Origin of the sequence: Ochrobactrum sp. AN78 (assembly GCF_029909885.1) — a bacterium.
Classification (GTDB): Bacteria; Pseudomonadota; Alphaproteobacteria; order Rhizobiales; family Rhizobiaceae; genus Brucella; species Brucella quorumnocens.
In genome coordinates this window covers 33,555-58,600 of the sequence record NZ_JASAMU010000015.1, presented here as the reverse complement: position 1 = coordinate 58,600, position 25,046 = coordinate 33,555, and the positions used below count along the sequence as shown (strand labels likewise).

Below are 25,046 nucleotides of genomic sequence, written 5' to 3'. Positions count from 1 at the left end.
TTCCGTTTATCCAATCAGTCATCCTTGTTATGTCTAAAAGTAACATAGGCTGACATGATCGTCTGTCCACTACTGGACGCTCCGCATGAAATAGGGATGGATTTCAATGAATATTCAGGCATTGCAGGATTTCTCCGACAATCTTCTTTTGATGATGCTGAGCGAAAGTGATCGTCAAAAGTTGGTCCCTCACACCATGATATTCGAGTTGGACGCATTAACCGTCCTGCATAAAGCAGGCGATGACGTGATTCACACCTGGTTTCCGAGTGGTGCCGCGATGGCGAGTTTCCAACGCTGGGTTGATGATGACAATCCGGCGGTCGAAATCGCGCTGATCGGTCGGGAAGGAGCGGTCGGTGGCATTGTCTCCAACGGCAGTCTACCGGCTTATGCAACGGCATTGGTGCGAAATCCGGGCCGGTTCTATCGCATCAAGACCGCAGCGCTTGAGCAGGTCAAGACGGATTCCCTTGCTCTGCGGCACTGGTTTGCCCGCTATTCCGACTGTCTGATGGCTCAGGTGTTCCAGACAGCGGCCTGCAATGCGACCCATACAATCACACAGCGCACCGCCAAATGGTTGCTGGCAGCGGCCGCGCGGACAAATTCGGATCATTTCGAGCTGACTCATGATCAACTCTCAGAAATGCTCGGTGTCGGCCGGACATTTGTAACACGCACCATCGGCCAGTTGCGCGCAGAAGGCATCATTGCGACCGGTCGAGGCGTCGTCACAATTCAAGACGAGACGGCATTGCGAAAGAAATCCTGTCATTGCACCGCGGCGATTGAAGAGCATTACGACGCGGTCATGCACGGAATTTATTGAAAAATTAAAACGGCCTCAGATTTCAAAGCGTAGGTTTTCACAATGGATCAAAAGATGACGCGTGCGCTTAACGCTGTCCCACGGGACTCGGACAATTATGGGCCCTGGCGATCCAAGAGGCATGAATGCACGGATTTGGGCCGTAAACTGTGCAACGCCAGCATCTTTCGTGCCGACTGCCTGTGTTTATGGAAGGGCTGGAAGATCTTTTGGACGAAGAGCTTGTCTGATCACGCACAGGAACTCAACCCGCTAAGCCAAAGCAGGGACTGGATCGCCAGCGGGCGCGTCTCGACACATCCTTTTCATTGTCGCCCACAGATCCGTCGGCACGGAGCGTTCTCGGCTGGCCGCATGATTGGCATCGGCAAAGATTGCGACAGCGCGACAATGACAGCAGACCGTGAAAGTGCACTCAATGTGGGGTTGCGATCGGGAGTGTCACACGAAATGACGCGCCGCCGCTCGCGCTCTCGCCGACCGTCACCGAGCCATTATGGCGAGCGACGATCTGCTTGACCAGATTAAGGCCTAGACCAACGCCGCGATCGGTTAATTGCACACGATGGAACGGTTCGAAAATGCGCTCACGCTCCCCGTCCGGAACCCCTGGGCCCTCGTCGGATACTTCGATGAGGCCTGGACCGCTTGTTTTGACCCAGATTGTTCCCCGTCTCCCAGCATGCTGGATTGCGTTCTGAACGAGGTTTGTTAACACCCGTTGCAGAGCACCTTCGTCTCCCATGACATGCGAACGGTTGTCCCTTGCGAGCAAAGCCAGTTGGTATCCGCCGGCGATGGCGATCGGCGCGAGATCCGCGACTACTGTTTCGCATAAGCTGGTTAGATCGACCGGCTTAAACGTCGTCGTCGTCTTATCAATGCGCTGCAGATCAAGCAGTTGCTCGGAGAGGGCGGATATCCGCGCTGCATCGGCGAGCACGCGGCTTCGGAAATCGCTTTCCGGCATGCCCTCGATCCGGGTCTGCAGGATTGCAACAGGGGTTCTCAACTCATGCGCTGCATCTAGAATAAATCTTTGCTGTCGCTCATAGCCTTCATCCAGGCGCCGCAATGCTCTGTTGATTGCTTCTACAAGGGGGCGAACTTCAGCCGGAACGCCCTGATCGGACAAGCGCCTGCCGCGACTGTCGATATCGATCAGTTCCGCCTGTGCCGCCACATTTGATATGTCGGCAAAACCACGCTTGACGATGAACGGAATGGCAAACACCGTAATCAGCGCAAGCACGCCCAGAATGGGAATAGTGAGAAGGTTTGAAAGGACGACCACGACAAATGTCATGCTCAACAAATTCCCTTTGCCCATCACCGTCAAATTTCCGGCATTGCTTTTAACGTTTCGGATGACGGCGGAGAGAAAATAGGAATTCAGATTGTCGCGAATATCAGCGAAAGTGATGCGATCAAGAATGTCGCCAAAATTCTTGTAAAGCGCGGGCACCGGGCCATATTGCACCACTTCCCCCTTGTCACTGCGGGCAACGAACCAAAGATCAGGCGCAGAGGCACGCATAGCCACAAGCTCCGACGTCTCGACGATCGCAAGGTTTCCGGTATCGTCTCGGGTGATGGCCCGGGCGGCGATTTCGGTGATTTCAGGATCAACCAGGGCGCCGCCATCCTTCGCACCTATGAGATAGGCTACGAAGGCGACCACGAAGAGCACCAGAAAACCCGCCTGAAACAGCAGCAATTGCCAAATCAACCGTCGACGCAAGGAGTTGCGTTGAAGCCGGATCATTGCAGCGCTCGCAACAGATAACCGACCCCTCGGATACCGTGGATCTCGACGCCCGCCTTTGCCTCGCTCAGTTTCTTTCGCAAACGGCAAATATGAGAATCCAATGCATTGGACTGGATTTCGTCATCGAAGCTGTAAACGGCTTCTTCAAGAACACGTCTGAGCACAGTTCTTCCCTGCCGTCGCATCAGCGTTTCCAAGACCAGCAATTCGCGCCGTGGCAAGTCCAGGATTTGACCCTGAACGCGCGCCTCTCGATCGCCAGGCAAATAGAGCAGAGCGCCGACTCTGAGAACCAATGGAGCGATCACCGGTGGTCTTCGCAGAAGCGCGCGCAAACGCGCCACCAGTTCTTCAACAGCGAATGGTTTTCCCAGATAGTCGTCAGCGCCCTGATCCAAACCGTCTACCCGTTCCTCCATCGCACTGCGGGCGGTCACCACGATGACCGGAATATTGAAAGACTTCTTGCGGAGATAGTGTAAAAGATTCAAGCCATCATCATTGGCCAACTGACGATCAAGCACAATTGCATCATGGACATGGTCATCCACCGCGTTCTCGGCGCTCTCCAAATTGGTGACGTGATCCACAACCATATCGTAGCGCGACAAAGCCACGCGGAGCGCTTCCGCCATCTGTATTTCATCTTCGACCAGCAACAGACGCACGCAACAGTCCTCAATCGTTTCTCTTCTACGGTTTGCTCGGTGTGGATTGCAGGAAGATTACGACCTTTTATTGCTTATGTTACAGATCGGTGTCGCGGTCAGTTCGGCGTTTCTTTGGCCAGCCCCGCGTTCGCTGGAGTGCTGGGTTGGGCCACTGACTTGCGGCGACAATCGGGCCCAAACATATCTTGTCCGGGCACCGTCCTGGCACTATTTATGATGGGAGATAGCTGACTGTCACACCGCGCTGGCGAAAATAAGCCTGAAGAAGTTTGCGGCCCGAACGATTATTCTGGACCAGTTTGTCGGGATCGAGAACAACTTCTTTCATGCCTGCCAGCGCCAAAGCAGCCTTCAAACCGGCTATATGGAGATCAATATCCACATTATCCGCCGCAAGTGATTCATAAACCCGCTGTGTTGCTTGTTCAATCGCGCTGTCGGTCATGATCAATTTCCCTGTCCTTGTCTTGAATTCAATCTCTGGTCGGGGTCATTACCCTGCCGAGATATGTGATAGTGGTCGACCGTAAATCTGTGTGCGCCTCAACAGACTGACGCTTGAACCTGTTAGGGCAAAGCCGTCCGGTCAGCAATGCTCGTTTTATGAAGCGGAACACATCAGGTTGCTACCGATCAAATTAACCGGAGCGAAAACAAATAAAGTGAACAACAGTTCTGACAAACAGCCAGCGGTGCGTTGCCATTGAGTTTGACATTTGCACCACCGCATTGCGACGGTTTCTGTCTACGTCTTTATCTGGCGCTTAGGTTCCTGGTCGTCCTCATAAACCGATCCATTAGAAAGAAATAGACGCGCTGTAGCCGGTCGTAGCAAGGCTCTTTAGCGACGTCGCGCAGGAAGCGGCGCATTCAGTCAGATAATCTTCGGACAAGTTGTCATATTCTGCAGGCGCTCGCCGGGATTGAAAGCAGCGGCTATGTTTCTTTCAACTTCCGCTCTTTTCTTCATCCGCGCTTGCTTGTCGGCGGCAAGCCAGCGCGCCAGTAAAATCCAGTCACCACGGCAGAGGTCGAGGGAGTATTTGGCTTCTGACCACTTGCGACTGCTGCTGATCCTTGCACTGGTGTCGATCAAAGACTCACCAAACAGAACACGGTCGAATATGCTATCCTTATCGCGAAGGGCCTGGATAAAAAAGTGAAGCCGGCGGCCATTGAAATTGATGCGGCCCTTCGTTTTGGAACGTGGACCGTAATATACGCAGCAACGCCTGTGGCACACCCAGGCTATTTCTTCTTCGACAGTTCAACCCGGGAACAGGTGTTCAAAGATGTCTGGGGTGGCTTGGCTGACGACGGAGACGGACCTATTGTGATAAAATGGGTGCGCAAACTGGGGTGCGAACAAGGAAATTGCTGCGTGCTTTTCGCATGTCGTGATTGGTGACTGATGTTTTGCGTCGATCTATTTTGAGGCGCGTTGAGATAGCGCGCGTCAGGTTTGACAACCGGTAGGCAGCCACCGCGCTTTCGGCGTTTTAGCTGCGGATCCTGCATTGGTCACCGAGGTCGCTCGCATCAGCCCTGTGGCTCTTGCAGTTTCAACTACAGCAAGTCACTGTAGATTGCTGTTATCCAGACCACGTCGAAGAAGAGCCATACCACCCCCAGCCATAAAATTGTGCGGCTGTCATCGGACCGCATGGCCACACGCGCGACGTGTCGATCAGAACAAAAATGTATATCCAGAAATGCCAGTTTTTAATCTCCCTTAGGCGCAAATTCCCACCACCAAAAATGAACTGCCCTAAGTAGCAAAGCAATCGACCAGACGATCTGCGCGTGCATCCGATCGGTTTTCAGGGGCTGCTGAAGCCTTTTGGAGAGACCGGAAAGAACGCGGGTTATGGACAGGCCGAGGATGAGGCTAACCAATATCCGCAGATGACCGTACGCATCCATTTCAAAGCTCCGTGATCGCTCAATTATTCGCTGCAGGTTACGCTGAAAGCCGCTGGCTTTTCAAAGTGCGGACGCCATCCCTGTGCCCCGCTTGAAACGTGGCCAAGTCACGCTCGAATTTGAACGACATTGTTCACCTTGTTCCAGGCAGGAGGCGTCGATCGTTTGCGAAATCGCATCACAGGAGCTGCTCGCTGAGAAGCGCTTCGAGCCAATCGGCGAAGACCTGAAGTCGTCTCGAAATGTGCTGGCGATGCGGGTAAAGGAACGTCATCGGCAGGTCGTCCGCACGGTGCTCTGGCATCACCTCCACCAGTTCACCGGTTTCTAAATGCTCTTTAACATCGTAAGCCGGAATCTGGATCAGTCCAATACCGGCAAGACAGCAGGCAATATAAGCTTCGGCGCTGTTGACCGTCACTCGACTGCGCAACGCGGCAGTGCGAAGGTCACCATCCTCCACCCACTCCCATTGCTCGATGCGGCCGCTGGACGGGGACGCATAGTTTACTGCCCAGTGATTGCCAAGCTCCTCTGGTGATTTTGGTGTTCCGTGCTTGTCGATATAAGCGCGGCTTGCGACGTTGATCAGCCGCAACTTGCCGATCTGCCTGGCGATCAACCCCGAATCTGAAAGCGGCCCGACACGAAGCACACAGTCAACGCCATCCTGTACAAGGTCGACGGCGCGATCGGTGACACCGAGTTCGATGTCGATTTGGGGATAGTATTCCAGAAAGCCGGGCAAGGCGGGCGCGATGACCAGTCGACCGATGCGCCCCGGCACGTCTATTCGCAACCTCCCGGAGGGTTTTGCCGAAGTCTGCCGGAACAAGTTTTCTGCGTCCTCGACATCGGCGATGACCCGTCCACAGCGCTCATAAAAGGCAGCGCCGTCTTGTGTGAGGGACACCCTACGCGTCGTGCGATGAAGCAGCCGTGCTCCGACACGCGCCTCCAGTTCGATAATGGCGGCAGATACAGAGGATCTGGGAATGCCCAGAGTGGCGGCTGCTTTTGTAAAACTCGCGCATTCGACGACGCGTGTGAAGATGCAAAACAGATCAATGCGGTCCAATCGGTTATACCCCCTATTAGCCTGATTTCCTGACAAGTGATGTCAGAATGATCGTCTTTATCAAAAAATTCCAGACGATTAGCTTTCTTTGTAAGCGACCGCCATTTCGGTCGTAAAACCGGCAAAGGAGGCGAACCATGACCGACCACAGCATCAAGGGAAAAACCGTCATCATCGCGGGCGGAGGGAAAAACCTTGGCGGGCTGATTGCCCGGGATTTGGCCAATTCTGGCGCGAAGGCCATTGCGATCCACTATAACAGCTCCTCCTCCCAAGTCGACGCCGATGCGACGATGGCTGCCGTTAAGGCTGCCGGAGCCGAAGCAGTCGCATTTCAGGCAGACCTGACAACGGCCGGAGCAGTCGAGAAGCTGTTCGCCGACGCTATCGCCGTGATTGGCAAACCAGACATCGCCATCAACACGGTCGGCAAGGTCCTGAAGAAACCTATCCTCGACATCGACGAAGCCGAATATGACAAGATGACCGCGGTCAACGCCAAGACCGCCTTCTTCTTTATCAAGGAAGCGGGAAGGCATCTAAATGACAACGGCAAGATTTGCACGCTGGTGACGTCGCTGCTTGGCGCCTTTACGCCATTCTATGCTGCCTATGCGGGTACCAAAGCACCGGTTGAGCATTTCACGCGCGCGGCGTCGAAGGAGTTCGGCGAGCGAGGCATCTCGGTAACGGCGATTGGTCCGGGACCGATGGACACACCGTTCTTCTATCCGGCCGAAGGCGAGGATGCGGTTGCCTATCACAAGACGGCAGCTGCACTCTCAAGCTTCTCCAAGACCGGCCTCACCGATATAGAGGATATCGTTCCTTACATTCGCTTCATGGTTTCGGAAGGTTGGTGGATGACCGGCCAAACCATACTGGTCAACGGCGGCTACACCACCAAGTGAAAATGCGCTCCGGCAATCGCGAGGCCGCCGGGCCTCGCCAGGACCAATCCGTTCGCACCGGTGTTCGACGTGCGGTGCCAGCATTTCCTGTGCGATGGAAGCAATCGCAACGCGTGCCTATCGGTCAGCCGACCAAATGCCGCCACTTCTCACCGAACACAGGGATGTACTTTTCGACACGAACGGAACGCCGGTCTATACTTCCCATGGCGAGCTGGATATCGTCCTTTCAACGCAACCAAAGACATGGAAACAGCCCCAGTGCGTTTTTTAAAAGGGAGATCCATTCATGCATATGGCGATGGTAATCGCCGGCGGCTTTGTCCTGCTCGGCCTGTTTCTCCTGTTTGGCCGGCTATGGGGCGAGCCCGATCTCGCCATAGCGGCTAAGCTCTTCATCCCGGCGTGGCTCGTCGTCTCGCTTGTAAACATGTGGGTGGGCGTGGCGAAGGCCGGTTATTCGGTGCGTGACGAATTGCCAATCCTGGCGGCTGTCTTTCTCGCGCCGGCGGCGATTGCCGGCGTCATCATCTGGCGTTTGGCGCGGTGAGGAGCAACCATGTCTGACCACGCTTCTTACCATCATCCGCTGCTTCGCCGGCGCGACGGCCACCATGCCAAGGTCAGCTACGCCGAGTTGTTCTTCGATCTCGTCTATGTCTTCGCGGTTACGCAACTCAGTCATGAGCTTCTCAATGATCTGACGCCGGCCGGCGTGATTCAGGCGTTGATCCTGTGGTTCGCGGTCTGGCTCGGCTGGCAATATACTTGCTGGGTCACCAACTGGTTCGACCCGGAGACCCCGCGCATCCGCTCGTTGCTGTTCGCGGTCATGCTGGCGGGTCTCGTCATGGCTTCGGCCATTCCAAGCGCCTTCGACGAACGCGGGCTGGTCTTCGCGCTCGCTTATGTCGCGATTCAGGTCGGGCGAACAGCCTATATCGTCTTCGAACTCGGCAAGTCTCATCCGCTCGCAGCCAATTATCGCCGCATGCTCGGATGGCTTACGATTGCGGCTCTGTTCTGGATCACCGGTGCGTTTTTTGAAGGCTGGACCCGCGCATGTTTATGGGCAATCGCGGTCCTTTGCGAATATGTTTCGCCAATGTTCGGGTTTGCGCTTCCCGGTCTCGGTCGCTCCAAAACCAGCGATTGGACCATCGATGGTGGCCATCTCGCCGAGCGGTGTCAGCTTTTCGTGATTGTCGCGCTGGGCGAGACGGTGCTCGCCACGGGAGCGACGCTGGCCAAAGCGGAAAGCTGGAACGCAGCCATCCTCTCCGCGCTGCTCGCCACCTTCCTCGGCACGCTCGCGATGTGGTGGCTCTATTTCGGAACGTCGAGCGAGGACGCGACCGAGACCATCACCCACGCGGACGATCCGGGACGCATCGGTGCTTATTTCCACTATCTCCACGCAATTCTTATCGCCGGCATTATCGCCACCGCCGTCGGTAACGACCTCGTGCTCGCTCACCCACACGACCCGGTGAAGGGGACATATGCGCTCGTCTTGGCCGCCGGCCCGGCGATCTACTTGCTCGGCAGCGCCATCTACAAGAAGATCGTCTACAGCGTCGTGCCCATATCCCACATCGCCGGGGTGGTTCTCCTTGCTGCGCTTGTTCCCCTCGCACACCACTTGGATTTGCTCAGCATGGGGTGGCTGACAACAATCGCCATGCTGGCAGTGAGCGTTTGGGAGGGGCGTCTGCTGCGCAAGCACCGCGTGGGTCGGTTCACGCGTCACCCAGTGCAATGAGAGGAAAAGCAACAAGAAGCTGTCGATGGAGAGGGCAGGGGCGGAGGTGGCTGGATATATCTGGGGCATGGGCCCGCACGCCTTTCCCCTTCTGCTCCAGCAGCCGGGAAAAGAAGCCATGCGTGCCAGGCTCCGGCTATCGTGCTTTCGCACGCGCCAAATCTGGGAGTTCATTCATCTCTGGGTCCCGAGCGCCATTGCTCGCGGCGTTGAGAACGGCCTTAACCGAAGCCGTGGCGATGTCGTCGTCGATGCCGATCCCGAACACCTTGCGACCATCACGAGTTCGGCATTCAAGATAGGCGACCGCTTGCGAGTCTGTGCCGCATTTCAGGGCATGTTCGTGATAGTCGAGGACGTCCAGCGCAACGCCACAACCGTCCTCAAGCGCCGAGACCGCACTTGAGATCAGGCCATTCCCGCGACCCGTGACCGCAAACTCGCGCCCCTTGTGGCGGATGCGACCAACAAAGACGCGCTGTTTCCCGGCGTTGCGCGGGTTTCCACCCCGATAACCGACCAGTTCGAACGGTTGCGGACCGGTCAAATTGTAAGCTTTTTCGAAGATCGACCAGATCATAGCCGCGGTGATTTCCTTGCCGGTGCTATCAGCGAATTCCTGGACACGCCGGCTGAGATCGATCTGTAGCGACCGGGGCAGTTTCAGACCCTTGTCATGCTCGACCAGCCAGGCGATCCCCCCTTGCCGGACTGGCTATTGACACGAATGACGGCCTCATATGTCTCTCCTATATCCGCCGGATCGACTGGCAGATAGGGCATCTCCCAAATACCATCATTTCGCTGCCCATGGGCAGCGAAACCCTTGCGGATTGCATCCTGATGCGACCCGGAAAAGGCCGTGTGCACCAGCTCACCCGCATAGGGATGACGCGGGTGCACTGGCAGTCCATTGCAATGCTCGACTGTCTTCACCACACCGCGGATCGCGGGAAAATAGAGCTTCGGATCGATCCCTTGCGTATAGAAATTCATTGCCAACGTCACCAGGTCAACGTTGCCGGTCCGCTCGCCGTTGCCGAACAGACAGCCCTCGACACGATCGGCTCCAGCCAGCAATGCCTGCTCAGCGGCAGCCACGGCGGTGCCGCGGTCATTGTGCGGATGGACGCTAATCACCACGGCGTCACGGCGCGAGAGAGTGCGGCAGAACCACTCGATCTGATCGGCATAAACGTTGGGCGACGCCACCTCAACAGTCGCCGGCAGGTTGAGGATCGCCGGTCGCTCGGGCGTCGGCTGCCAAACGTCAAGCACACGTTCACAAATTTCGAGCGCGAAATCAGGCTCGGTAAAGCAGAACGTCTCGGGCGAATATTGAAAGGTCCAGTCGGTGCCGGGCCGTCTCAGGCTCTCCTCCAGCATCGCAGTGACGCCGGTAACGGCCAGATCCACGATCTCATGCCGCTCCATCCCAAAGACAACCCGTCGGAACAACGGCGCCGTTGCGTTATAGAGATGGACGATCGCTTGTTTCGCGCCATCCAGGGAGGCGAACGTACGGGCAATCAGATCCTTCCGCGATTGGGTAAGGACCTGGATCCTCACGTCATCGGGTATCCGCGCGTCTTCGATCAGAGCGCGGACGAAGTCAAATTCGGTCTGCGATGCCGATGGGAACGCGATCTCGATTTCCTTGAAGCCGATGGCGAGCAGCATGTCGTAAAAGCGCAGCTTGCGTTCGACGTCCATGGGATCGGCAAGCGCCTGATTGCCGTCGCGCAGATCGGTGGACAGCCATCGGGGCGCTTTCGTGAGGTGGTTGGACGGCCACGTCCGATCCAGCAATTCGATGGGCGATACGAAAGGACGATATTTGGTTCCGGGATTGGTCAACATGGCGTGATCCATTTCAGTGCGATGCAGGAGGATTCGACACGGCAGAATACGATCGTCGGGAAGCCGTCAGGCCCGACGACCGCCGGTAAGTCGCAGCACACGGGAAATCACCGCACAAGGAAGCGTGCGGGCCACGCGCGCAAAGATCACGTCAAAGACCATAGATTGCGGCTCTTCGATGCGGCCAAGCAGACGGTTGCGGGTGAACACCTGACGAAGGACTTTCTGTTGTTGGATGACCTAGCCTAGTGATCCCACAGATGATATTCTAGCGCCGGATGATCAATAATCATCGCAAAAGGATCAAAATTTGAGGAACGGCATAACCATCACGAACGAGATCGCCGTCATTTCGCACGACGAACATCGATTTTCGGGGCCCAAGCACAGCCACGCGGAGGCTCAGCTTCTCTATGCAGTCAGCGGGGTTATATCGATCACAACCGGTGAGGGCACTTGGGTCGTCCCGCCCAGCCGGGCCGTCTGGCTTCCACCCGGGTTGGAGCACGAAACCTCTAGCCATGCGGGTGTACAATTCCGCTCACTTCTGATTGACACAAGCGAAATGCAGGGGCTCCCTGACGAATGCGTTGTCGTGGCAATCACACCGCTCCTCCGGGAATTGATCCTGAAGCTTGCCAGCCTTGCCGATAACCCGGCAAGTCGTGACAGGACGAACGCCGTCGTCAGGTTGCTCCTGATGGAACTTTCCTTTCAATCCGCGCAGCCACTCAGTTTGCCGACGCCGAAGCATTCCCAGCTTGCGCAACTGTGCGAGCAATTCCGCAATGATGTGGCAGAAAACCTCTCCATTGAAGATGCCGCAGCTCGGATTCACATGAGCAGAGCGACCTTTATGCGGCTGTTTAAGCGTGAAACCGGCATGGGTTTCGGGCATTGGCGCCAACAAGCCCGGCTGCTCGATGCGTTGACGATGCTGGCTGAAGGAAAGAGTATCCTGGATGTCGCTTTTGAGTGCGGTTATAGCAGCCCGAGCGCCTTTTCCGCCATGTTCCGCCGGTCACTCGGATGCTCGCCCAGCGCTTATTTCTAACGGTACTCCTACGCGCGTCTGCTCGTCACTTTATTGAGCGCAGGGGTTGCGCTTCTGCATCCGGGGTTTCGCTATCTGAAAGCAGAGTGTCCGCTTTCCTTGAACAATCCCGGCGCCGGTAAGCGTACAAAGCCTCCGAGGAAGGAACCCGCCGACCACAGGTTGCGGCTATGGAGATTCTATTGACGGCTGATGGGAGCGTTGACGCGCCCGCAGCCAGAATGGATAACTATGCCCACGGTCGGTCTCTTCCTCGTTTTCGATCAGAGCCGGACGGTGAGGTCACACCCCGCATTGGTTATTCCGAGAGCACAAAACCGAAGTCAGCTCCCAAGTTATGTCAGGGCAATGGCATTATAAACGAGATCGCTTCTGGTTCGCGTCCAACCAAGACCGCGAAGCGTGTGACGCGAGGTCAGCTTTGCGCGCAATTGCCGTCATCTGGCCCCTAATCGCCTTTGCCTCCAGGCTGAGCAACCTCAGTCCTGTGAGCTTCGCGACGCCTAGAGGGGCTGAACGAGCCAAATTAGAGAGACACCAACTCGCACCAAAATTCGCTCTACTGGAAGCCATCACTGCCGAACAGTGACAAAGGCAATGTTCCAGAGACGATACTGAAGAGACCATTTCAGAAGCCCAAAAGACACGCGAAGGTTATCCTCGCAATATTGGAGGAGCCCCGAATAGCAGAACAATGAGGGCTATGCTCATCGAGGAGGCCGAGATTACTGCCAGACTGATTGGCGCGAGGTGCTCGCCGCCGAGCAAATTGACCAGGCGACTGGCTACCTGAGATGGTCCAAATATCGCGCAAATAAAAGCTGCAGAACCTGAAAGACCGAGCGCACCCAGCATCGGCACCATATGGACCAGAATGGCGGTCGCAATGAGAGCCTGTAAAGAGAATGCTACGAGGACCAGCACCAATCCCTTGCGTTTTTGATGGGCTGGCAGATCACCTGAAAAGGCGGTTGTGACTGTTCCATTCGTTGATCGCTTCCGACCACTCTTTGCAATAGAACGCGCGAGCAAAAGGTGTACCGGCACGCAGAGAAACAAGTGGAGGCAAGCCAACAGTAAATAGGTCTGTTGCCAGGTGAGCCAATGCTAAAGGGTTATTGTAATGGGCCAGAAAATTGTCGAGGCAAAGCCTGCAATCCGTGTCAGATAGAGGATGCTACGCTGGGCAACATTTGGCGCTAATTGCCCAATAATGCGAAGGCAGCTCCATATTGGACGAGGTTCGCGGCGATTTCGATGATCGTCAGCGTGCCAGTAAACACCAAAACACTTGAAGAAAACGAACACAGTATGAGAGCGACTGTGGCCAGTATCGAACCTATCGTCATCATGCGACCTGCACCGTACTGATCAATGCATTTGGCTAACCAGGGAGCCAGGAATCCTCCTGCCAGCAGGGCAACTGACAGCGCTCCGAAAATCCATTCGTTTTAAACGGAGAAGTCCCGCGCCATGGACGGTCCGAGAAGGCTCAAGGAAACCGATATTCTGCGTCAGTCCGAGTCCAGCAATGGCCACAATGGGAAGTCGTTCAACGCTCATATTGATTTCAACGAAACACGCTTTTCGACTTTGGCCGCTTCTTCCTTGCGCTCGCTATAACGGTCTGTGAGATGATCCGAGATGCCACGCGTCAGAAGTGTAAACTTCATTAGTTCTTCCATCACATCGACCACGCGATCATAAAATGATGAGGGTTTCATCCGTCCAGCGTCATCAAATTCCTGCCATGCTTTTGCGACGGATGACTGGTTTGGAATGGTGATCATTCGCATCCAGCGCCCAAGAATGCGCATCTGATTGACCGCGTTGAAGCTCTGCGATCCGCCTGATACCTGCATCAATGCCAGAGTTCGGCCCTGCGTCGGACGAATTGCTCCACCCGGCAAAGGAATCCAGTCGATCTGCGATTTCATGACAGCGGTCATGGCTCCATGCCGTTCAGGACTGGTCCAGACTTGCCCTTCTGACCAAAGCATTGCCTCACGCAATTCTTGTACCTTCGGATGCTCTGCTGAACCGTCGTCTGGCAAAGGAAGGCCATTGGCATGAAAGATACGCGTTTCGGCACCCATCGCATCGAGAAGGCGCTGCGCTTCCAGCGTCAGAAACCGACTATAGGAACGGTCACGAAGTGAGCCATAGAGCAAAAGGACACGAGGCTTTTGCTTTGGAAAGTCAGCGCGTAGTGCATCCAGGTTGGGCAATGCGAAGGAATTCTGATCGAGGTTCGGCAGGTCCATGTCAGCGCGACTTTCTTTCATAGGTGATGACTTCTCCGTCCTCTTTGGTGAATGACGACACCGGGTTTTCCAGAATGTTGAGAACCAGTTCTGACGGACGGCACAGTTTGGTGCCAAGTGGCGTTTCCACGATAGGACGATTGATCAGGATAGGATGCGCCATCATGAAGTCGACGAGTTCATCATCGGTCCAGTTGAGATCGGACAATCCCAACTCGGCATAGGGTGTGCCTTTCTCGCGAAGGAGTTGGCGAGGCGTCATCTGCATTGCTCGAAGCAGTTTGACCAGTTGTTCTCGCGAAGGCGGATGTTGCACATATTCGATGACGAGAGGCTCTTCGCCGCTGACACGGATCAAGGCCAATGTGTTGCGAGACGTGCCACAATTCGGATTGTGATAGATCGTAACTGACATCAGAGTTTTCCTGTTTCGGTGACTGGCTTTTGATTGGCGCCGCGTTCGTACCAGCCCTTGGACCGGTTCACGATCCAGACGACCGAGAGCATGACCGGCACTTCAACAAGAACGCCAACCACTGTTGCGAGCGCCGCGCCAGATGAGAAGCCGAAAAGGCTGATTGCGGCTGCTACTGCCAGTTCGAAGAAGTTTGAAGCACCAATCAAAGCCGAGGGACCGGCGACGCAATGTTGCTCGCCTGAAATGCGATTCAACAGATAAGCGAGGCCAGAGTTGAAATAGACCTGGATGAGGATCGGGACGGCCAGCATCGCAATGATCATGGGCTGTGCGATGATCTGCTCTCCTTGAAATCCGAATAGCAGAACAAGTGTCGCCAAAAGCGCAATCAGAGACAGCGGCTGAAGCGTTCTGAGCATTGCGTCGAAAGCTCGTTCTCCACCGCTGGCGAGAATGCTTCTGCGCAGGAATTGCGCGATAATCACCGGAATGACGATATAGAGGACAACCGACAGAACGAGTGTTGCCCACGGGACAGTAATCGCAGACAGTCCGAGCAGTAGCCCGACGACAGGGGCAAATGCCACAACCATGATCGCATCGTTCAGTGCGACCTGGGATAGCGTGAAATGCGGATCACCCTTGGTCAGGTTCGACCAGACAAACACCATTGCCGTGCAAGGGGCGGTCGCCAGAATAATCAGCCCAGCGATGTAGGAATCGATCTGGCCTGAAGGCAGATAAGGGCGAAACAGCCAGCCGATAAATAGCCAACCGAGAAGCGCCATAGAGAATGGTTTGACGGCCCAATTGATAAAGAGCGTGACGCCAATGCCACGCCAGTGCTCCGTGACCTGTCTCAAGGCGCTGAAATCGATCTTCAACAACATCGGAATGATCATGAGCCAGATGAGAATGGCGACCGGAATGTTGACCTTGGCGATTTCAGCCGAGCCTATGGCGTGAAACACCGTCGGAAAGAAATGACCAAGAGCTACGCCAGAGACAATGCAAAGAGCCACCCAGACAGTCAGATAACGTTCGAAACTGGACATCAATCCTTCTCCACTATCGTGATTTCCTGGCCCAATATTGAACGTGCAAGGTTGTCCGTGCCCCAGAAGAGCACGCTATAGATCCGATCTCTCATTTTATCAGTCCGTTTGGTGGAAGTCTGGATTCAGGCCCTATGTTATTGTGTCGCCGCGTTCGGTTCGCAACAGGGCGCCAGGCTTTGTAGGAGGGGAGCGCAGAGTTCAGCACTTCCGCCACAGCAGTCCTTGATCATAAAAAGTGTCAGCTCGCGAAACCGGTCGAGATCAGCTCGATAGATAATCGAACGGCTCTGACGTTCGCTGCTGACGAGACCTGCGCGAGACAATGTCGCCAGGTGCGCAGACATCGTGTTCTGCGGAACATCCAGCATGCGCGCCAATGCACCGGCGGGAATCCCCGCAGGTTCGTGTTTCACCAACAGCCGAAATGTATCCAATCGCGTCGGTTGGGCCAAAGCGGCAAAAGCCGTAATCGCTTCATCGTTTTCCATATATCCAGAATAATGGATGCAAAGGGACTGTCAAGAGGCGAAATGTCTTGATTACATTGTCGCTGGTCCGTGTTCATTTTTGGCCGGAAGCTAAGGCAAATTACTTAAACTCTCTGTTTGTTGATTTGAAGATTGACCGAAATGCCCTTGCCGTCGTCGGGGATAGCCGTGGCGATATTCCTATGCTCAATCTTGCCTGCCGAAGCTATTTCGCAGGCGAGCATCTGCCGTCCGAATTGAGCCATGCGAAACATTGGCGTGACGCAAGCATCGAAGCCATCGTCTCAGATATGCCCGACTAATTTACACATGGGCTGTTCCCTTCGCGCCGCGGGTTGCCATCGCCCGCCGGGACAGCGGGCGTCTGGAACCGGCACTTAGCCGTCTGCCGGGATTGCGCGCAATTCCATTCCTTCCGATGCTGCGGATGAAAACCTGAAAGCGGACTTTCCACGGCGACGCAATCGCGATGCAAATGAGAAGAGAAATCGCATCGATGAGGCGGAAATCCCCCCGCTGTTAACGAGGGGAATATCAGAGCACAGCAAGAATTCACTCGTGATTACTTGTAGGCGGAAACGACAATCTCAATCAACGTATCGCCACCCAGATCCGCAACGCCAACGGTTGCTCGGGTTGGCAACAGTGATGGATCGATCCAATCCTTCCAGACCTTATCCATTTCGGGCTTCTTGCTAAGATCCGTTACGAAGATGGTGACCGCTAACAGCTTGCTCTTGTCCGTGCCCGCCTGTGCCAGGTAGCTGTCGAGCTTGGCGAGGATTTCGCGGGTCTGACCAGCCATGTCCAGGCTTTCGTCATCACAGGTGGTTCCACCAACATAGACGATGCCGTTGTGCTCGACGGCGCGATGCATAATCGGCGTTTGGATGAAACGCTCAGCCATAATTTAATCCTTTCAAATGGTTGAGGAATTTTCCGGTTGCTCGCCGGTCACTGCAAAAACCGCTTCGGGGGTTTGAGGGAGTGCCGCGATTTCGCTCAGTGACACCGGTTTGACCGGAGCGCGAAGACGATAGTAGCCGACGGCTTCCGGCGCACGGTTTTGCACCTCGGCTAGGATTTCCGTAACGGTAGAACTGCATAGACGACCCTGACAAGGTCCCATACCGCAGCGAAACATAGTTTTAAGCTGGTTGGGGCCGGCAATATTCAAAGCCGCCGCGTCGCGGATCGTTCCTGCGGTCACTTCTTCGCAACGACAGACAATTGTATCCATATCCGTCGGCGCGCGGAACGCCTGTGCCGGTTGATAAAGCGCATCAATAAAGGACCTGCCGCGTTCGAAACGTCGCGCTTGTGCATGCAGCTCTGCAATTTTTGACGTCAACGGTGCAGCCAATGTGACAAAAAGATCCTGACAGGCCGCAAGTGCTGCGATACGGCCACTGTGTTCAGCAACCAATGCACCACCGATACCGCCACCGTCTCCGGCGATATAGATGCTGGGAACAGACGAACGGCCGCTGTCCTCAAGCTGTGGTTGAAAGCATTTCTGAGTGTCGTTCCAGACAAGCGCGCAGCCGGAGGCATTGGCGAGGTTATTGTTCGGGATTACACCCTGGTGCAGGAATACACTATCGACAGCAATGCGGTGCGTCTGGCCTCTTGCCGAAAAGCAGATTGCTTCGGCTTCCTCGCTTCCTTCTATGGCGATGTTGTTCACACCGGAATAAACGGGCAGCGATTTGTGGATCTTTAAAATGAGCGAGAGCCCTTTCAAGGCATAGGGCGAGAAAAGAAACGAAAGCAGGTTCGGCGCCGCTTTCGCATAATTTGCGCCAGGCGTCGTATCGATCAATGCTTCAACCTTGCCTCCCGCTTGCAAGAGTTGCGCGGCGAACATATAGAGCAGCGGGCCGGACCCAGCCAGAACGACACGTCCAGCAGGAACGAGACCGGAAGCCTTCAGTGCAATCTGCGCCGCACCAACCGTCATCACACCCGGCAATGTCCAACCCCGGACAGGCATCGGTCGCTCCATCGCACCGGTCGCGAAGATCACGCGGCGCGCAGAGACAATCCCGCTCTTGCCCCCCAGCGATACGTGCAGATCGACACGGTTGCTGTTGTCGCCATCCTGTGGTTCCACACTCCAGACAAGCGCCTGCGGCACGTAGGTGACATTGCTGGCGATGAAAGCTTTCAGGAGGTCTTTGCCCCGCCAGTACTCGGCACCCAGAAATGGCCTGCCGGTACTCGTGTTGTGTTGGATGCCGCGGTAAATTTGGCCGCCGGCGGCAGGGTTTTCGTCAAACAGGACCACGCTTGCGCCTACGGCGCTTGCCTCAGCGGCTGCCGACATGCCTGCCGGTCCCGCACCGATGATGGCGAGATCGTAAAACGCATCGAGTGCATGAATATCGGAAATTCTTTCAAGCATGCTCGTCACGCTTCCAGCCGACGTGCGCCGGACTGGGAGGAGATGATCATCCCGTCCGCTACTGGCGTCATGCAGGCTTGGCGGTTTTGCACACCATCGATGGTCACCAGACACTCAAAACAAATACCCATCAGGCAATAGGGTGCTCTGGGCTGACCGCCCACGACGCTGTATCTCAGCCGGTTGACACCCTCACCAAGCAGCGCCGCAGCGACAGTTGCATTGGCAGGCACCGTGAAGGTGTGCGTATCGAATGTGATCGTCACTGTATCCTCCGGTGTTTCAGTTTTATGGAACATTTCAGGAGACATGAAACCTCCGACCGGAGAACGCATCGCCAGCAAGTTGTTTGGCATCCGTCGCTATTTCTTGCGCTACGATCAAGGCATGACTGGCTGCGAGCGTGACGCCAGAATGGCACATAATCGCGTAAGCGCCCGGGTGGCTCTCGGATTGTTGGTAAACAGGCAGACCGTCCGGTGTCTTAACCCGAAACCCGGCCCAACTGCGAATGACATTGACATCGGCCAGATGCGGGAACGTCCGCACGGCCCTCTTGGCCAGAACCGCGCTGATATCCTGTTTGGTGGTGATCCGATCTGTATGCGTTTCGTGACTGTCGCCGATCATGACGCCGCCTTCATCCGCCTGCCGAAGGGTTGCAGATGTATAGGGAAAGAACGGCGCGCATTTTTCCGTGACAAGGATTTGACCTTTGCTGCGCACGACTGGGGCATGAAGACCGACAGTCTTGGCAAGCTCTGCATTGCCGTTGCCAGCGGCGAGAACGACGCGCTCGGCGAAGACCTCACCCCATGTGCCCCGCAGGAGAAAACCGCCGTTTTGCGGCACAATCGATCCGACTTCACAATGCGGCTCGTAAGCAGCGCCGAGTTTAATGATGCCTTCATGCAATGCGCGAAATAGGCGCAGCGAATTCACATCACCGTCCATCGGCGAATAGATGGAACCGATCACATCCCGACCGATGCAAGGAATCATTCTTGCGGTTTCCAGATTGTCGAGTATCGCATGTTCAGGGGCGTCATTGCCCAGATCCCGCGCCACCCTATCGACGTCGACCGCAAACATTTCAAGCTCGTGCTCGTCGAGGCAAAAGGTGAAAGCGCCGGTCTGCTTCAACGCTACATCAAGTCTGGTGACATCGCGTAACTCCTCTGCAAAAGCCGGCCAAAGCCGCGCAGACTGCATTGTCCAACGGGCATAGTGTGGGGAGCCTAAACCTTTGCCCTGTACCCAGATGAGTGCGAAATTGGCACGCGATGCGCGCAAAGACAGGTCTTCTCCATCGAGAAGCATTGGACGCCAGCCGGACCGTGCGAGACCCCAGGCAATGGCAGCGCCCACCAATCCCGCTCCGACAATGACTATGCTCTGATCCGGCAATCTGCGCATTCGTAAATTCAATCTTTTGTCACAGTGTCATGTGGGGGCCTGGCGAGGCTCAGGCCCCATGGTTTGGGCTCAATTTTGCGGGCTTACGTCGACCTTGAACCACTTTTCGGAAAGCTTCTTTACAGTTCCATCGGCAATCGCTGCCTCAATGGCTGTATCGAAGCGGCCCTTCAGGGCAGTATCGTCCTTTCTCAAGCCGACGCCGATCATGCCAAAGACCTTGCCGGAAAACAGCGGGCCAGCCAGCTTGGCGCCTTTCATGTCGTCCTTTTCGAGCGCAGCAGCCAGAACAGTGGCGTTAGCGACAACCGCATCGACGCGACCGCTCGTCAGGTCGAAGTTATGTTCTTCGGAAGTCTTGTACTCACGGACATCCGCACCATCCTTGAAATATTGTTCCATGAAGGCCGAAGCGGTCGTGGACCCCTGAACGCCGACCGTCTTGCCGTTGATCCGCCGGGCAATTTCCGCGAGTAGTGGCTTGGCCGCATCAGAATCGACATTTATCGGCTTTCCGTCTTCCGGAAGATCACCAATGCTGCTGTCTTCCATGACAGCGAAGGAATTGATGGCTGCCGCGTAGGGCGACGAAAACGCGATCACTTCCTCACGCTTGGGTGTGATGCTCATGCCGGCCATAATCGCGTCATACTTGCCCGCCGTCAGGGACGGGATGATGCCGTCCCAGTTCTGAGCGGTGATGTCGCAGTTCGCTTTCATGCGCTCGCAGAGGTCCCTGGCGAGATCGATCTCGAAACCTTCCAGCACACCGTTCGGTCCGGAAAAATTCCATGGCGCATAAGCACCTTCGGTCGCGATGCGCACAACATCTTCTGCTTGGGCGCTCGGCGCCACGACGAGAAGGCTAAGAACGGAAAGGACGTATTTCAGTTTCATATGTTCACCTCTGTTGGAGAACCGATTGATCGGTTCATTTGTTTTATTTGGAAATGAATTGCCGGAATTTTTGGCTTTTGGGGTTGCCAAAAACCTCGTCAGGCGTGCCTTCTTCTTCAATCACACCTTGACGCAGAAACACCACACGGCTTGAAACATCGCGGGCAAAAGCCATTTCATGGGTAACGACCAGCATGGTACGGCCCTCTGCGGCGAGATCGCGCATGACCTTCAGCACCTCTGCCACCAACTCGGGGTCGAGCGCGGAGGTAGGTTCGTCGAACAGCATGATTTTCGGTCGCATCGCAAGGGCGCGGGCAATCGCTGCGCGCTGTTGCTGCCCCCCCGAAAGATGTGCGGGGTAGAAGTTGCGCTTATCGGCAATGCCAACACGCTCCAGCAGCGCTTCGGCCTCAGCAACACACTCCCGGGGGCTGCGCTTCTGCACATGAACAGGTGCTTCGATCAGATTCTCGAGGATGGTCAGATGCGACCAAAGGTTGAACGACTGAAAAACCATAGTCGCCTGACCGCGCAGTCGCTGAACCTGCTTCCTATCAGTTGGACGAGGAATGTGTCCCGGCTTTTGGTCGAGTTTGTACGCCTCACCATGAATAGCCACACTGCCTGCATCCGGCACTTCGAGCATGTTGATGCAACGCAGCAACGTGGATTTCCCAGAGCCCGATGCACCCAGAATGGAAATGACTTCACCTTGATGGGCCTGCAGCGAAACAGAGTGCAGAACCTTGTGCGCGCCATAGCATTTCTCGAGATCGTTGATCTCGACCGCAGGCGATTCCATATGATGCATCATGAGTTTACTCCGGCGGCATCCAAGATGGCAGGCTGACGCTGGGCCGCCGATAGGCGGAATTCCAGCAGTTTGAAGATTCTGGTGATGACGAAATTCATGAGGAGATAGATTGCCCCGGCGCAGATAAAGACCTCGACCGGGCGATAAGTGGCGGAAATCAGCTTGGCCGCCAGACCTGTGACTTCCATCATGGTGATGGTTGATGCCAGCGCTGTGGACTTGACCATCAAGATGACTTCGTTCGAATAAGCGGGCAGCATCTGTCTGAGAGCCTGCGGGACCAGAATGCGATGGATGAGGGCAAAACCGCTCATGCCGTAAGCGCGCGCCGCTTCAACCTGCCCGGTTGCGACCGAGAGAACACCACCACGAATGATCTCTGCGCTATAGGCGGCCGTATTGAGGGCGAGAGCCAGCACTGCGCACCAATAGGGCTCGCGTAGAAATGGCCAGAGAAAGCTCCTGCGCAGATCGGGAAACTGGCTGAGGCCGTAATAGAGAATATAGAGTTGCACCAGCAGCGGTGTGCCGCGAAACACGAAGATGTACCCCCGCGCAATGAGGTCTAAGAACAGGCTGTCGGAAAGGCGCATCGTTGCCAGGATCGTTGCCAGCACGGCGCCACTGATAACCGATAGCGCCACCAGTTGAAGCGTCAGCGGGATACCGCGACAGAGCTGAACGAAACTGTCGAACATAAACGGGAGGTCGAGAAAACTCATACGGCCCTCCGGATGCCACGCATGGCGCGTTTTTCGGCTCTCTTGAACAACAGGCCAGATGTGAAAGTGATGACCAGATAAAGCATTCCAGCAGTGAGAAAGAATGTGAACGGCTTGCGCGTTGATCCAGCGCCGATTTGTGCCTGGCGCATCAACTCAACCAATCCAACGACCGATATGAGGGCGGATTCCTTTAAAACGAGCTGCCACACATTGCCGATGCCTGGGATGGCAAAGCGTGCCGCCTGCGGAACCATGATACGGCGGAACAGCAAATGTGATGGCATTCCATAGGCTTTGGCAGCTTCGATCTCGCCTTTGGGGAGTGCTAGGACTGCGCCGCGATAGACTTCGGCCTGATAAGCGCCTGATACGACGCCTATGGCCAGCGCACCGGTGATGAAAATAGGTGCGCTGACAAAACCTTGCGCGCCAAACAATGCACCAACCTGACTTAACAAAGCGCTGCTGCCGAAATAGAATAGATAAATGATCAGTAGGTCCGGGATGCCGCGCAGCACTGTGGAATAGCCATCAGCTGCAATTCTGAGAATACGCTGTGATGAAAATGACGCAGCGGTGGCCATCATACCAAACACCGCGCCAGCCGCGAAACCGCAGAATGCGACTGCAAGCGTCATGCCGGCGGCGCGGAGCATGTCGTAACCCCAGCCATCCTTAGAAAAGCCCATGAGATCCAGATATGCGCTGACCGCACTCACTTGAATTGTCCCCTTTTTATGTCCGCTGCTTTCATCGCGACGGTACGATTATGGGAACGGTTTGACAGCAGGGCTCAATACAGTCAAATTCGAAATTAAGCCTAGAGCATAACCAAATATTATGGTGAACCATGAACCTCCGTCAGGTCGAAGCATTCCGAACTGTCATGCTCACCGGGAAAATGACCGCTGCAGCAGAATTAATGTCGATCACCCAACCCGCCGTAAGCCGACTGATCCGCGATTTCGAAATCGACACGAAACTCAAACTCTTCAACCGGCGCGGAAATCAGTTGATCCCCACACAGGCTGCGATGACGTTGTTACAGGAAGTGGAGCGCGCTTATGTCGGTCTTAATCGCATACGGAGTTTCGCCGACGAGATTAGTCGTCAGAACGCAGGCATGTTGCGTATCGCGGCCATGCCTGCGCTCGCAAATGGGATCATGCCGCGCTTCCTTGCGCGCTTCCTCAAGCCCCGGCCCAATATTCACGCTTCCCTGAACGGCATTTCATCCGCTCTGGTTGTGGAGGCTGTTGCATCAGGGCAGGCCGACATCGGATTTGCCGACGGCCCGCTGGACAGACCCGGTTTCGATATCGAAACGCGCGCTATAGCGGCGGTCGTTGCTGTCCCGGTAGGGCATCGGCTAGCAAATTATCCGGACGTTTCTCCTGACGATCTCGCGGACGAACGCATGATCACACTTGAACCGGGATCGCTTTTTGCTATGCGGGTTGAAGTCGCGCTTGCGCGTATACCACGCTCGGCAACCATTGAGACCCGTCTTTCGCACACAGCGCTGACACTCGTTGCCGAAGGTGCCGGTATAACAATCATCGATCCATCCTCGGCTACGGATTTTCGTGGGCGCGGTGTGGTGATACGACCATTTAATAGCTTCGTTGATGCAGGGTTTCTGGTCATTCGTCGTAGCAACGGCCCTGACAACAGCCTGGCGCAACGGTTCATCGATGAGTTCTGGGCCTATCATGAGATGCTGCTGGCGCATGAATGAACGGTTCATGACATTTCCGTCGGTGTGCGGGTGTCCTCTATTTGTGCACCTCAAATAATTGCGGGCTAAGCAGCGGACATATTCGAGTAGGTCCATGGACCAATGAGCGACACGGAGGCCGAAAGGCAGGAAAAAGATCTGTTGCTTGAATATGAACTCGACGCACCGCCGGAGAAGGTCTGGCGGGCCGTCAATATTCCCGCCTTTCAGGACAAAAGGTCACCTAAGCAGGATTTGGCCGAGACCGAGCCTGTCTCCACGGCACAGGGCGAGGAAGGCAGCTACAGGATGTGGGATGATGAGCCGCCTTTCCTTGAAAGCATCGTCACGTTTGAGGTCAGGCCCGATGCCAAGGGTTGCACGATATTCAGGATCGTGCACGGGATGGCGGTTTCGAGAGTGCAGACCTCAATCGTTGGCGAGAGCGTGGCGTGGGCGCCATGATGCTCGTTTGGTTCGTCGCAGCATCGCTCGGTGGCTTTGTGGTGACGTTTGGAAAAAAGATATGGGCGGCCATCGTCGGATAAATCAATTCTGCAAATATTTGCAGGGGCAATTAAATCCGCGAAACGAGGGCTTCTCCAATCTTATCAAACTTGTAATTATCCCAAAACAGCGCTTCGATTATTGAATAATGCACGTCCCCGGCCAAGCGCGGCATGATCTGTCGTCGCAGCCAGCAATCGCAGTGGCAAATACGATTAAGCATATGACAGTCGTTATTGCTTTCATGTGACTTGCCCCTTGATCACTTCCCGCGCTGCCCCAGCATAGATCTGCTTCAGGGGTTGAGCGCGTCGCCATCATTACACCCAATAAAATGCCCCGGGCGTCTCCCAACGTCACGGGGCAGCGCACGTGGTTGCGACCCATCTTCCTCCACGGTGCGCGTCAAATATTGTACCAAAAAGTCCGGTGTTGAAAAGTCAGATATTACTTATCCGGATCGACACCCGCATAAC

27 protein-coding genes and 1 pseudogene are annotated in these 25,046 nt (G+C 55.4%); 9 read left to right on the top strand and 19 right to left on the bottom strand.

Annotated elements, in window-relative coordinates; translation table 11 throughout:
- Nucleotides 1–106 precede the first annotated feature (106 nt).
- On the top strand, nucleotides 107–832 hold the full coding sequence (locus QBD00_RS20965; RefSeq protein WP_151094109.1) for a Crp/Fnr family transcriptional regulator: 726 nt from the start codon (nucleotides 107–109) through the stop codon (nucleotides 830–832).
- 415 nt (nucleotides 833–1,247) lie between these two features.
- On the opposite strand, the gene QBD00_RS20960 is transcribed toward QBD00_RS20965, so the two are convergent.
- The 5 genes from QBD00_RS20960 to QBD00_RS20940 all read right to left on the bottom strand — a co-directional run bounded on the left by QBD00_RS20960 (nucleotide 1,248) and on the right by QBD00_RS20940 (nucleotide 6,272).
- Complete coding sequence (locus QBD00_RS20960) at nucleotides 1,248–2,597, bottom strand: sensor histidine kinase (protein WP_151094111.1); 1,350 nt, start codon at nucleotides 2,595–2,597, stop codon at nucleotides 1,248–1,250.
- A complete protein-coding gene (locus QBD00_RS20955) occupies nucleotides 2,594–3,268 on the bottom strand; it encodes a response regulator transcription factor (RefSeq protein ID WP_151094113.1) in 675 nt (224 codons plus the stop codon). Before QBD00_RS20955 ends, QBD00_RS20960 begins: the two co-directional genes overlap by 4 nt.
- Nucleotides 3,269–3,482: 214 nt before the next feature.
- The gene (locus tag QBD00_RS20950; protein WP_151094115.1) at nucleotides 3,483–3,716 is read right to left on the bottom strand and encodes a hypothetical protein; all 234 of its coding nucleotides are present in this window, start codon (nucleotides 3,714–3,716) and stop codon (nucleotides 3,483–3,485) included.
- A 429-nt stretch (nucleotides 3,717–4,145) separates the two neighbouring features.
- Nucleotides 4,146–4,367: a hypothetical protein gene (locus tag QBD00_RS20945; RefSeq protein WP_191793609.1), complete on the bottom strand. Its 222-nt coding sequence runs from the start codon at nucleotides 4,365–4,367 to the stop codon at nucleotides 4,146–4,148.
- A 1,005-nt stretch (nucleotides 4,368–5,372) separates the two neighbouring features.
- A complete protein-coding gene (locus tag QBD00_RS20940) occupies nucleotides 5,373–6,272 on the bottom strand; it encodes a LysR family transcriptional regulator (RefSeq protein WP_191793608.1) in 900 nt (299 codons plus the stop codon).
- A 137-nt stretch (nucleotides 6,273–6,409) separates the two neighbouring features.
- Between QBD00_RS20940 and QBD00_RS20935 the strand changes: the two genes are divergently transcribed.
- From QBD00_RS20935 to QBD00_RS20925, 3 genes are all read left to right on the top strand, one after another.
- Entirely contained in the window at nucleotides 6,410–7,183 is a 774-nt protein-coding gene (locus QBD00_RS20935; RefSeq protein ID WP_151094119.1) for an SDR family oxidoreductase, read from the top strand.
- 289 nt (nucleotides 7,184–7,472) lie between these two features.
- Nucleotides 7,473–7,733 carry a hypothetical protein gene (locus QBD00_RS20930; protein WP_151094121.1) on the top strand — a complete coding sequence of 87 codons (261 nt, stop codon included), beginning with the start codon at nucleotides 7,473–7,475 and terminating at the stop codon, nucleotides 7,731–7,733.
- A 9-nt stretch (nucleotides 7,734–7,742) separates the two neighbouring features.
- Nucleotides 7,743–8,945 carry a low temperature requirement protein A gene (locus tag QBD00_RS20925; protein ID WP_151094123.1) on the top strand — a complete coding sequence of 401 codons (1,203 nt, stop codon included), beginning with the start codon at nucleotides 7,743–7,745 and terminating at the stop codon, nucleotides 8,943–8,945.
- A gap of 136 nt (nucleotides 8,946–9,081) precedes the next feature.
- Here the strand turns inward: QBD00_RS20925 and leuA are convergent.
- Nucleotides 9,082–10,805, bottom strand: a pseudogene (gene leuA, locus QBD00_RS20920) (2-isopropylmalate synthase).
- Between the two features lie 3 nt (nucleotides 10,806–10,808).
- Between leuA and QBD00_RS20915 the strand changes: the two are divergent.
- The gene (locus QBD00_RS20915; protein ID WP_151094127.1) at nucleotides 10,809–11,054 is read left to right on the top strand and encodes a hypothetical protein; all 246 of its coding nucleotides are present in this window, start codon (nucleotides 10,809–10,811) and stop codon (nucleotides 11,052–11,054) included.
- Between the two features lie 61 nt (nucleotides 11,055–11,115).
- Nucleotides 11,116–11,859: a helix-turn-helix transcriptional regulator gene (locus QBD00_RS20910; protein ID WP_318580440.1), complete on the top strand. Its 744-nt coding sequence runs from the start codon at nucleotides 11,116–11,118 to the stop codon at nucleotides 11,857–11,859.
- Between the two features lie 654 nt (nucleotides 11,860–12,513).
- Here the strand turns inward: QBD00_RS20910 and QBD00_RS20905 are convergent.
- From QBD00_RS20905 to QBD00_RS20885, 5 genes are all read right to left on the bottom strand, one after another.
- On the bottom strand, nucleotides 12,514–12,891 hold the full coding sequence (locus QBD00_RS20905) for a hypothetical protein (protein ID WP_191907293.1): 378 nt from the start codon (nucleotides 12,889–12,891) through the stop codon (nucleotides 12,514–12,516).
- A 527-nt stretch (nucleotides 12,892–13,418) separates the two neighbouring features.
- Complete coding sequence (gene arsH, locus QBD00_RS20900; protein ID WP_318580439.1) at nucleotides 13,419–14,144, bottom strand: arsenical resistance protein ArsH; 726 nt, start codon at nucleotides 14,142–14,144, stop codon at nucleotides 13,419–13,421.
- Entirely contained in the window at nucleotides 14,125–14,538 is a 414-nt protein-coding gene (arsC, locus tag QBD00_RS20895) for an arsenate reductase (glutaredoxin) (protein ID WP_191793604.1), read from the bottom strand. The genes arsH and arsC overlap by 20 nt, the downstream gene beginning before the upstream one ends.
- Nucleotides 14,538–15,596 carry an ACR3 family arsenite efflux transporter gene (arsB, locus tag QBD00_RS20890; protein ID WP_318580438.1) on the bottom strand — a complete coding sequence of 353 codons (1,059 nt, stop codon included), beginning with the start codon at nucleotides 15,594–15,596 and terminating at the stop codon, nucleotides 14,538–14,540. The genes arsC and arsB overlap by 1 nt, the downstream gene beginning before the upstream one ends.
- A 137-nt stretch (nucleotides 15,597–15,733) precedes the next feature.
- Nucleotides 15,734–16,087 carry an ArsR/SmtB family transcription factor gene (locus tag QBD00_RS20885; protein WP_151094138.1) on the bottom strand — a complete coding sequence of 118 codons (354 nt, stop codon included), beginning with the start codon at nucleotides 16,085–16,087 and terminating at the stop codon, nucleotides 15,734–15,736.
- 47 nt (nucleotides 16,088–16,134) lie between these two features.
- Here QBD00_RS20885 and QBD00_RS20880 point away from each other — a divergent pair, with 47 nt between their 5' ends.
- The gene (locus QBD00_RS20880; RefSeq protein ID WP_191793602.1) at nucleotides 16,135–16,389 is read left to right on the top strand and encodes an HAD hydrolase family protein; all 255 of its coding nucleotides are present in this window, start codon (nucleotides 16,135–16,137) and stop codon (nucleotides 16,387–16,389) included.
- Nucleotides 16,390–16,649: 260 nt separating this feature from the next.
- Here QBD00_RS20880 and QBD00_RS20875 read toward each other — a convergent pair whose 3' ends face one another.
- From QBD00_RS20875 to QBD00_RS20840, 8 genes are all read right to left on the bottom strand, one after another.
- Nucleotides 16,650–16,994 carry a RidA family protein gene (locus QBD00_RS20875; RefSeq protein ID WP_151094142.1) on the bottom strand — a complete coding sequence of 115 codons (345 nt, stop codon included), beginning with the start codon at nucleotides 16,992–16,994 and terminating at the stop codon, nucleotides 16,650–16,652.
- Nucleotides 16,995–17,006: 12 nt separating this feature from the next.
- A complete protein-coding gene (locus QBD00_RS20870; RefSeq protein ID WP_235901895.1) occupies nucleotides 17,007–18,491 on the bottom strand; it encodes an NAD(P)/FAD-dependent oxidoreductase in 1,485 nt (494 codons plus the stop codon).
- A 5-nt stretch (nucleotides 18,492–18,496) separates the two neighbouring features.
- Nucleotides 18,497–18,790: a (2Fe-2S)-binding protein gene (locus tag QBD00_RS20865; RefSeq protein WP_151094272.1), complete on the bottom strand. Its 294-nt coding sequence runs from the start codon at nucleotides 18,788–18,790 to the stop codon at nucleotides 18,497–18,499.
- Between the two features lies 1 nt (nucleotide 18,791).
- Complete coding sequence (locus QBD00_RS20860) at nucleotides 18,792–19,907, bottom strand: FAD-dependent oxidoreductase (protein ID WP_318580437.1); 1,116 nt, start codon at nucleotides 19,905–19,907, stop codon at nucleotides 18,792–18,794.
- 69 nt (nucleotides 19,908–19,976) lie between these two features.
- Nucleotides 19,977–20,804 (bottom strand): lysine/arginine/ornithine ABC transporter substrate-binding protein, encoded by an 828-nt coding sequence (locus QBD00_RS20855; protein ID WP_318580436.1) that lies wholly within the window; start codon nucleotides 20,802–20,804, stop codon nucleotides 19,977–19,979.
- A 43-nt stretch (nucleotides 20,805–20,847) separates the two neighbouring features.
- Nucleotides 20,848–21,618, bottom strand: a complete 771-nt coding sequence (locus QBD00_RS20850) for an ABC transporter ATP-binding protein (RefSeq protein ID WP_318580465.1) — start codon at nucleotides 21,616–21,618, stop codon at nucleotides 20,848–20,850.
- Entirely contained in the window at nucleotides 21,618–22,343 is a 726-nt protein-coding gene (locus QBD00_RS20845) for an ABC transporter permease (protein WP_191793598.1), read from the bottom strand. The genes QBD00_RS20850 and QBD00_RS20845 overlap by 1 nt, the downstream gene beginning before the upstream one ends.
- Nucleotides 22,340–23,035: an ABC transporter permease gene (locus tag QBD00_RS20840; protein WP_151094276.1), complete on the bottom strand. Its 696-nt coding sequence runs from the start codon at nucleotides 23,033–23,035 to the stop codon at nucleotides 22,340–22,342. Before QBD00_RS20840 ends, QBD00_RS20845 begins: the two co-directional genes overlap by 4 nt.
- Before the next feature lie 161 nt (nucleotides 23,036–23,196).
- On the opposite strand from QBD00_RS20840, the gene QBD00_RS20835 reads away from it, so the two are divergent.
- Nucleotides 23,197–24,084, top strand: a complete 888-nt coding sequence (locus QBD00_RS20835) for a LysR substrate-binding domain-containing protein (RefSeq protein WP_318580435.1) — start codon at nucleotides 23,197–23,199, stop codon at nucleotides 24,082–24,084.
- A 102-nt stretch (nucleotides 24,085–24,186) separates the two neighbouring features.
- Complete coding sequence (locus QBD00_RS20830; protein WP_318580434.1) at nucleotides 24,187–24,528, top strand: polyketide cyclase; 342 nt, start codon at nucleotides 24,187–24,189, stop codon at nucleotides 24,526–24,528.
- Nucleotides 24,529–25,046: the final 518 nt, after the last annotated feature.

Excerpts from the sequence above, each read along its gene's own strand:
- QBD00_RS20835 (WP_318580435.1), top strand. The coding sequence starts at position 23,197 with ATGAACCTCCGTCAGGTCGAAGCATTCCGAACTGTCATGCTCACCGGG.
- QBD00_RS20850 (WP_318580465.1), bottom strand. The coding sequence starts at position 21,618 with ATGCATCATATGGAATCGCCTGCGGTCGAGATCAACGATCTCGAGAAA.
- QBD00_RS20965 (WP_151094109.1), top strand. The coding sequence starts at position 107 with ATGAATATTCAGGCATTGCAGGATTTCTCCGACAATCTTCTTTTGATG.
- QBD00_RS20860 (WP_318580437.1), bottom strand. The coding sequence starts at position 19,907 with ATGCGCAGATTGCCGGATCAGAGCATAGTCATTGTCGGAGCGGGATTG.
- QBD00_RS20865 (WP_151094272.1), bottom strand. The coding sequence starts at position 18,790 with ATGTTCCATAAAACTGAAACACCGGAGGATACAGTGACGATCACATTC.
- QBD00_RS20830 (WP_318580434.1), top strand. The coding sequence starts at position 24,187 with ATGAGCGACACGGAGGCCGAAAGGCAGGAAAAAGATCTGTTGCTTGAA.
- QBD00_RS20930 (WP_151094121.1), top strand. The coding sequence starts at position 7,473 with ATGCATATGGCGATGGTAATCGCCGGCGGCTTTGTCCTGCTCGGCCTG.
- arsB (WP_318580438.1), bottom strand. The coding sequence starts at position 15,596 with ATGTCCAGTTTCGAACGTTATCTGACTGTCTGGGTGGCTCTTTGCATT.
- QBD00_RS20870 (WP_235901895.1), bottom strand. The coding sequence starts at position 18,491 with ATGCTTGAAAGAATTTCCGATATTCATGCACTCGATGCGTTTTACGAT.
- QBD00_RS20935 (WP_151094119.1), top strand. The coding sequence starts at position 6,410 with ATGACCGACCACAGCATCAAGGGAAAAACCGTCATCATCGCGGGCGGA.
- QBD00_RS20960 (WP_151094111.1), bottom strand. The coding sequence starts at position 2,597 with ATGATCCGGCTTCAACGCAACTCCTTGCGTCGACGGTTGATTTGGCAA.
- QBD00_RS20875 (WP_151094142.1), bottom strand. The coding sequence starts at position 16,994 with ATGGCTGAGCGTTTCATCCAAACGCCGATTATGCATCGCGCCGTCGAG.
- QBD00_RS20925 (WP_151094123.1), top strand. The coding sequence starts at position 7,743 with ATGTCTGACCACGCTTCTTACCATCATCCGCTGCTTCGCCGGCGCGAC.
- QBD00_RS20950 (WP_151094115.1), bottom strand. The coding sequence starts at position 3,716 with ATGACCGACAGCGCGATTGAACAAGCAACACAGCGGGTTTATGAATCA.
- arsC (WP_191793604.1), bottom strand. The coding sequence starts at position 14,538 with ATGTCAGTTACGATCTATCACAATCCGAATTGTGGCACGTCTCGCAAC.
- QBD00_RS20840 (WP_151094276.1), bottom strand. The coding sequence starts at position 23,035 with ATGGGCTTTTCTAAGGATGGCTGGGGTTACGACATGCTCCGCGCCGCC.
- QBD00_RS20845 (WP_191793598.1), bottom strand. The coding sequence starts at position 22,343 with ATGAGTTTTCTCGACCTCCCGTTTATGTTCGACAGTTTCGTTCAGCTC.
- QBD00_RS20855 (WP_318580436.1), bottom strand. The coding sequence starts at position 20,804 with ATGAAACTGAAATACGTCCTTTCCGTTCTTAGCCTTCTCGTCGTGGCG.
- arsH (WP_318580439.1), bottom strand. The coding sequence starts at position 14,144 with ATGAAAGAAAGTCGCGCTGACATGGACCTGCCGAACCTCGATCAGAAT.
- QBD00_RS20885 (WP_151094138.1), bottom strand. The coding sequence starts at position 16,087 with ATGGAAAACGATGAAGCGATTACGGCTTTTGCCGCTTTGGCCCAACCG.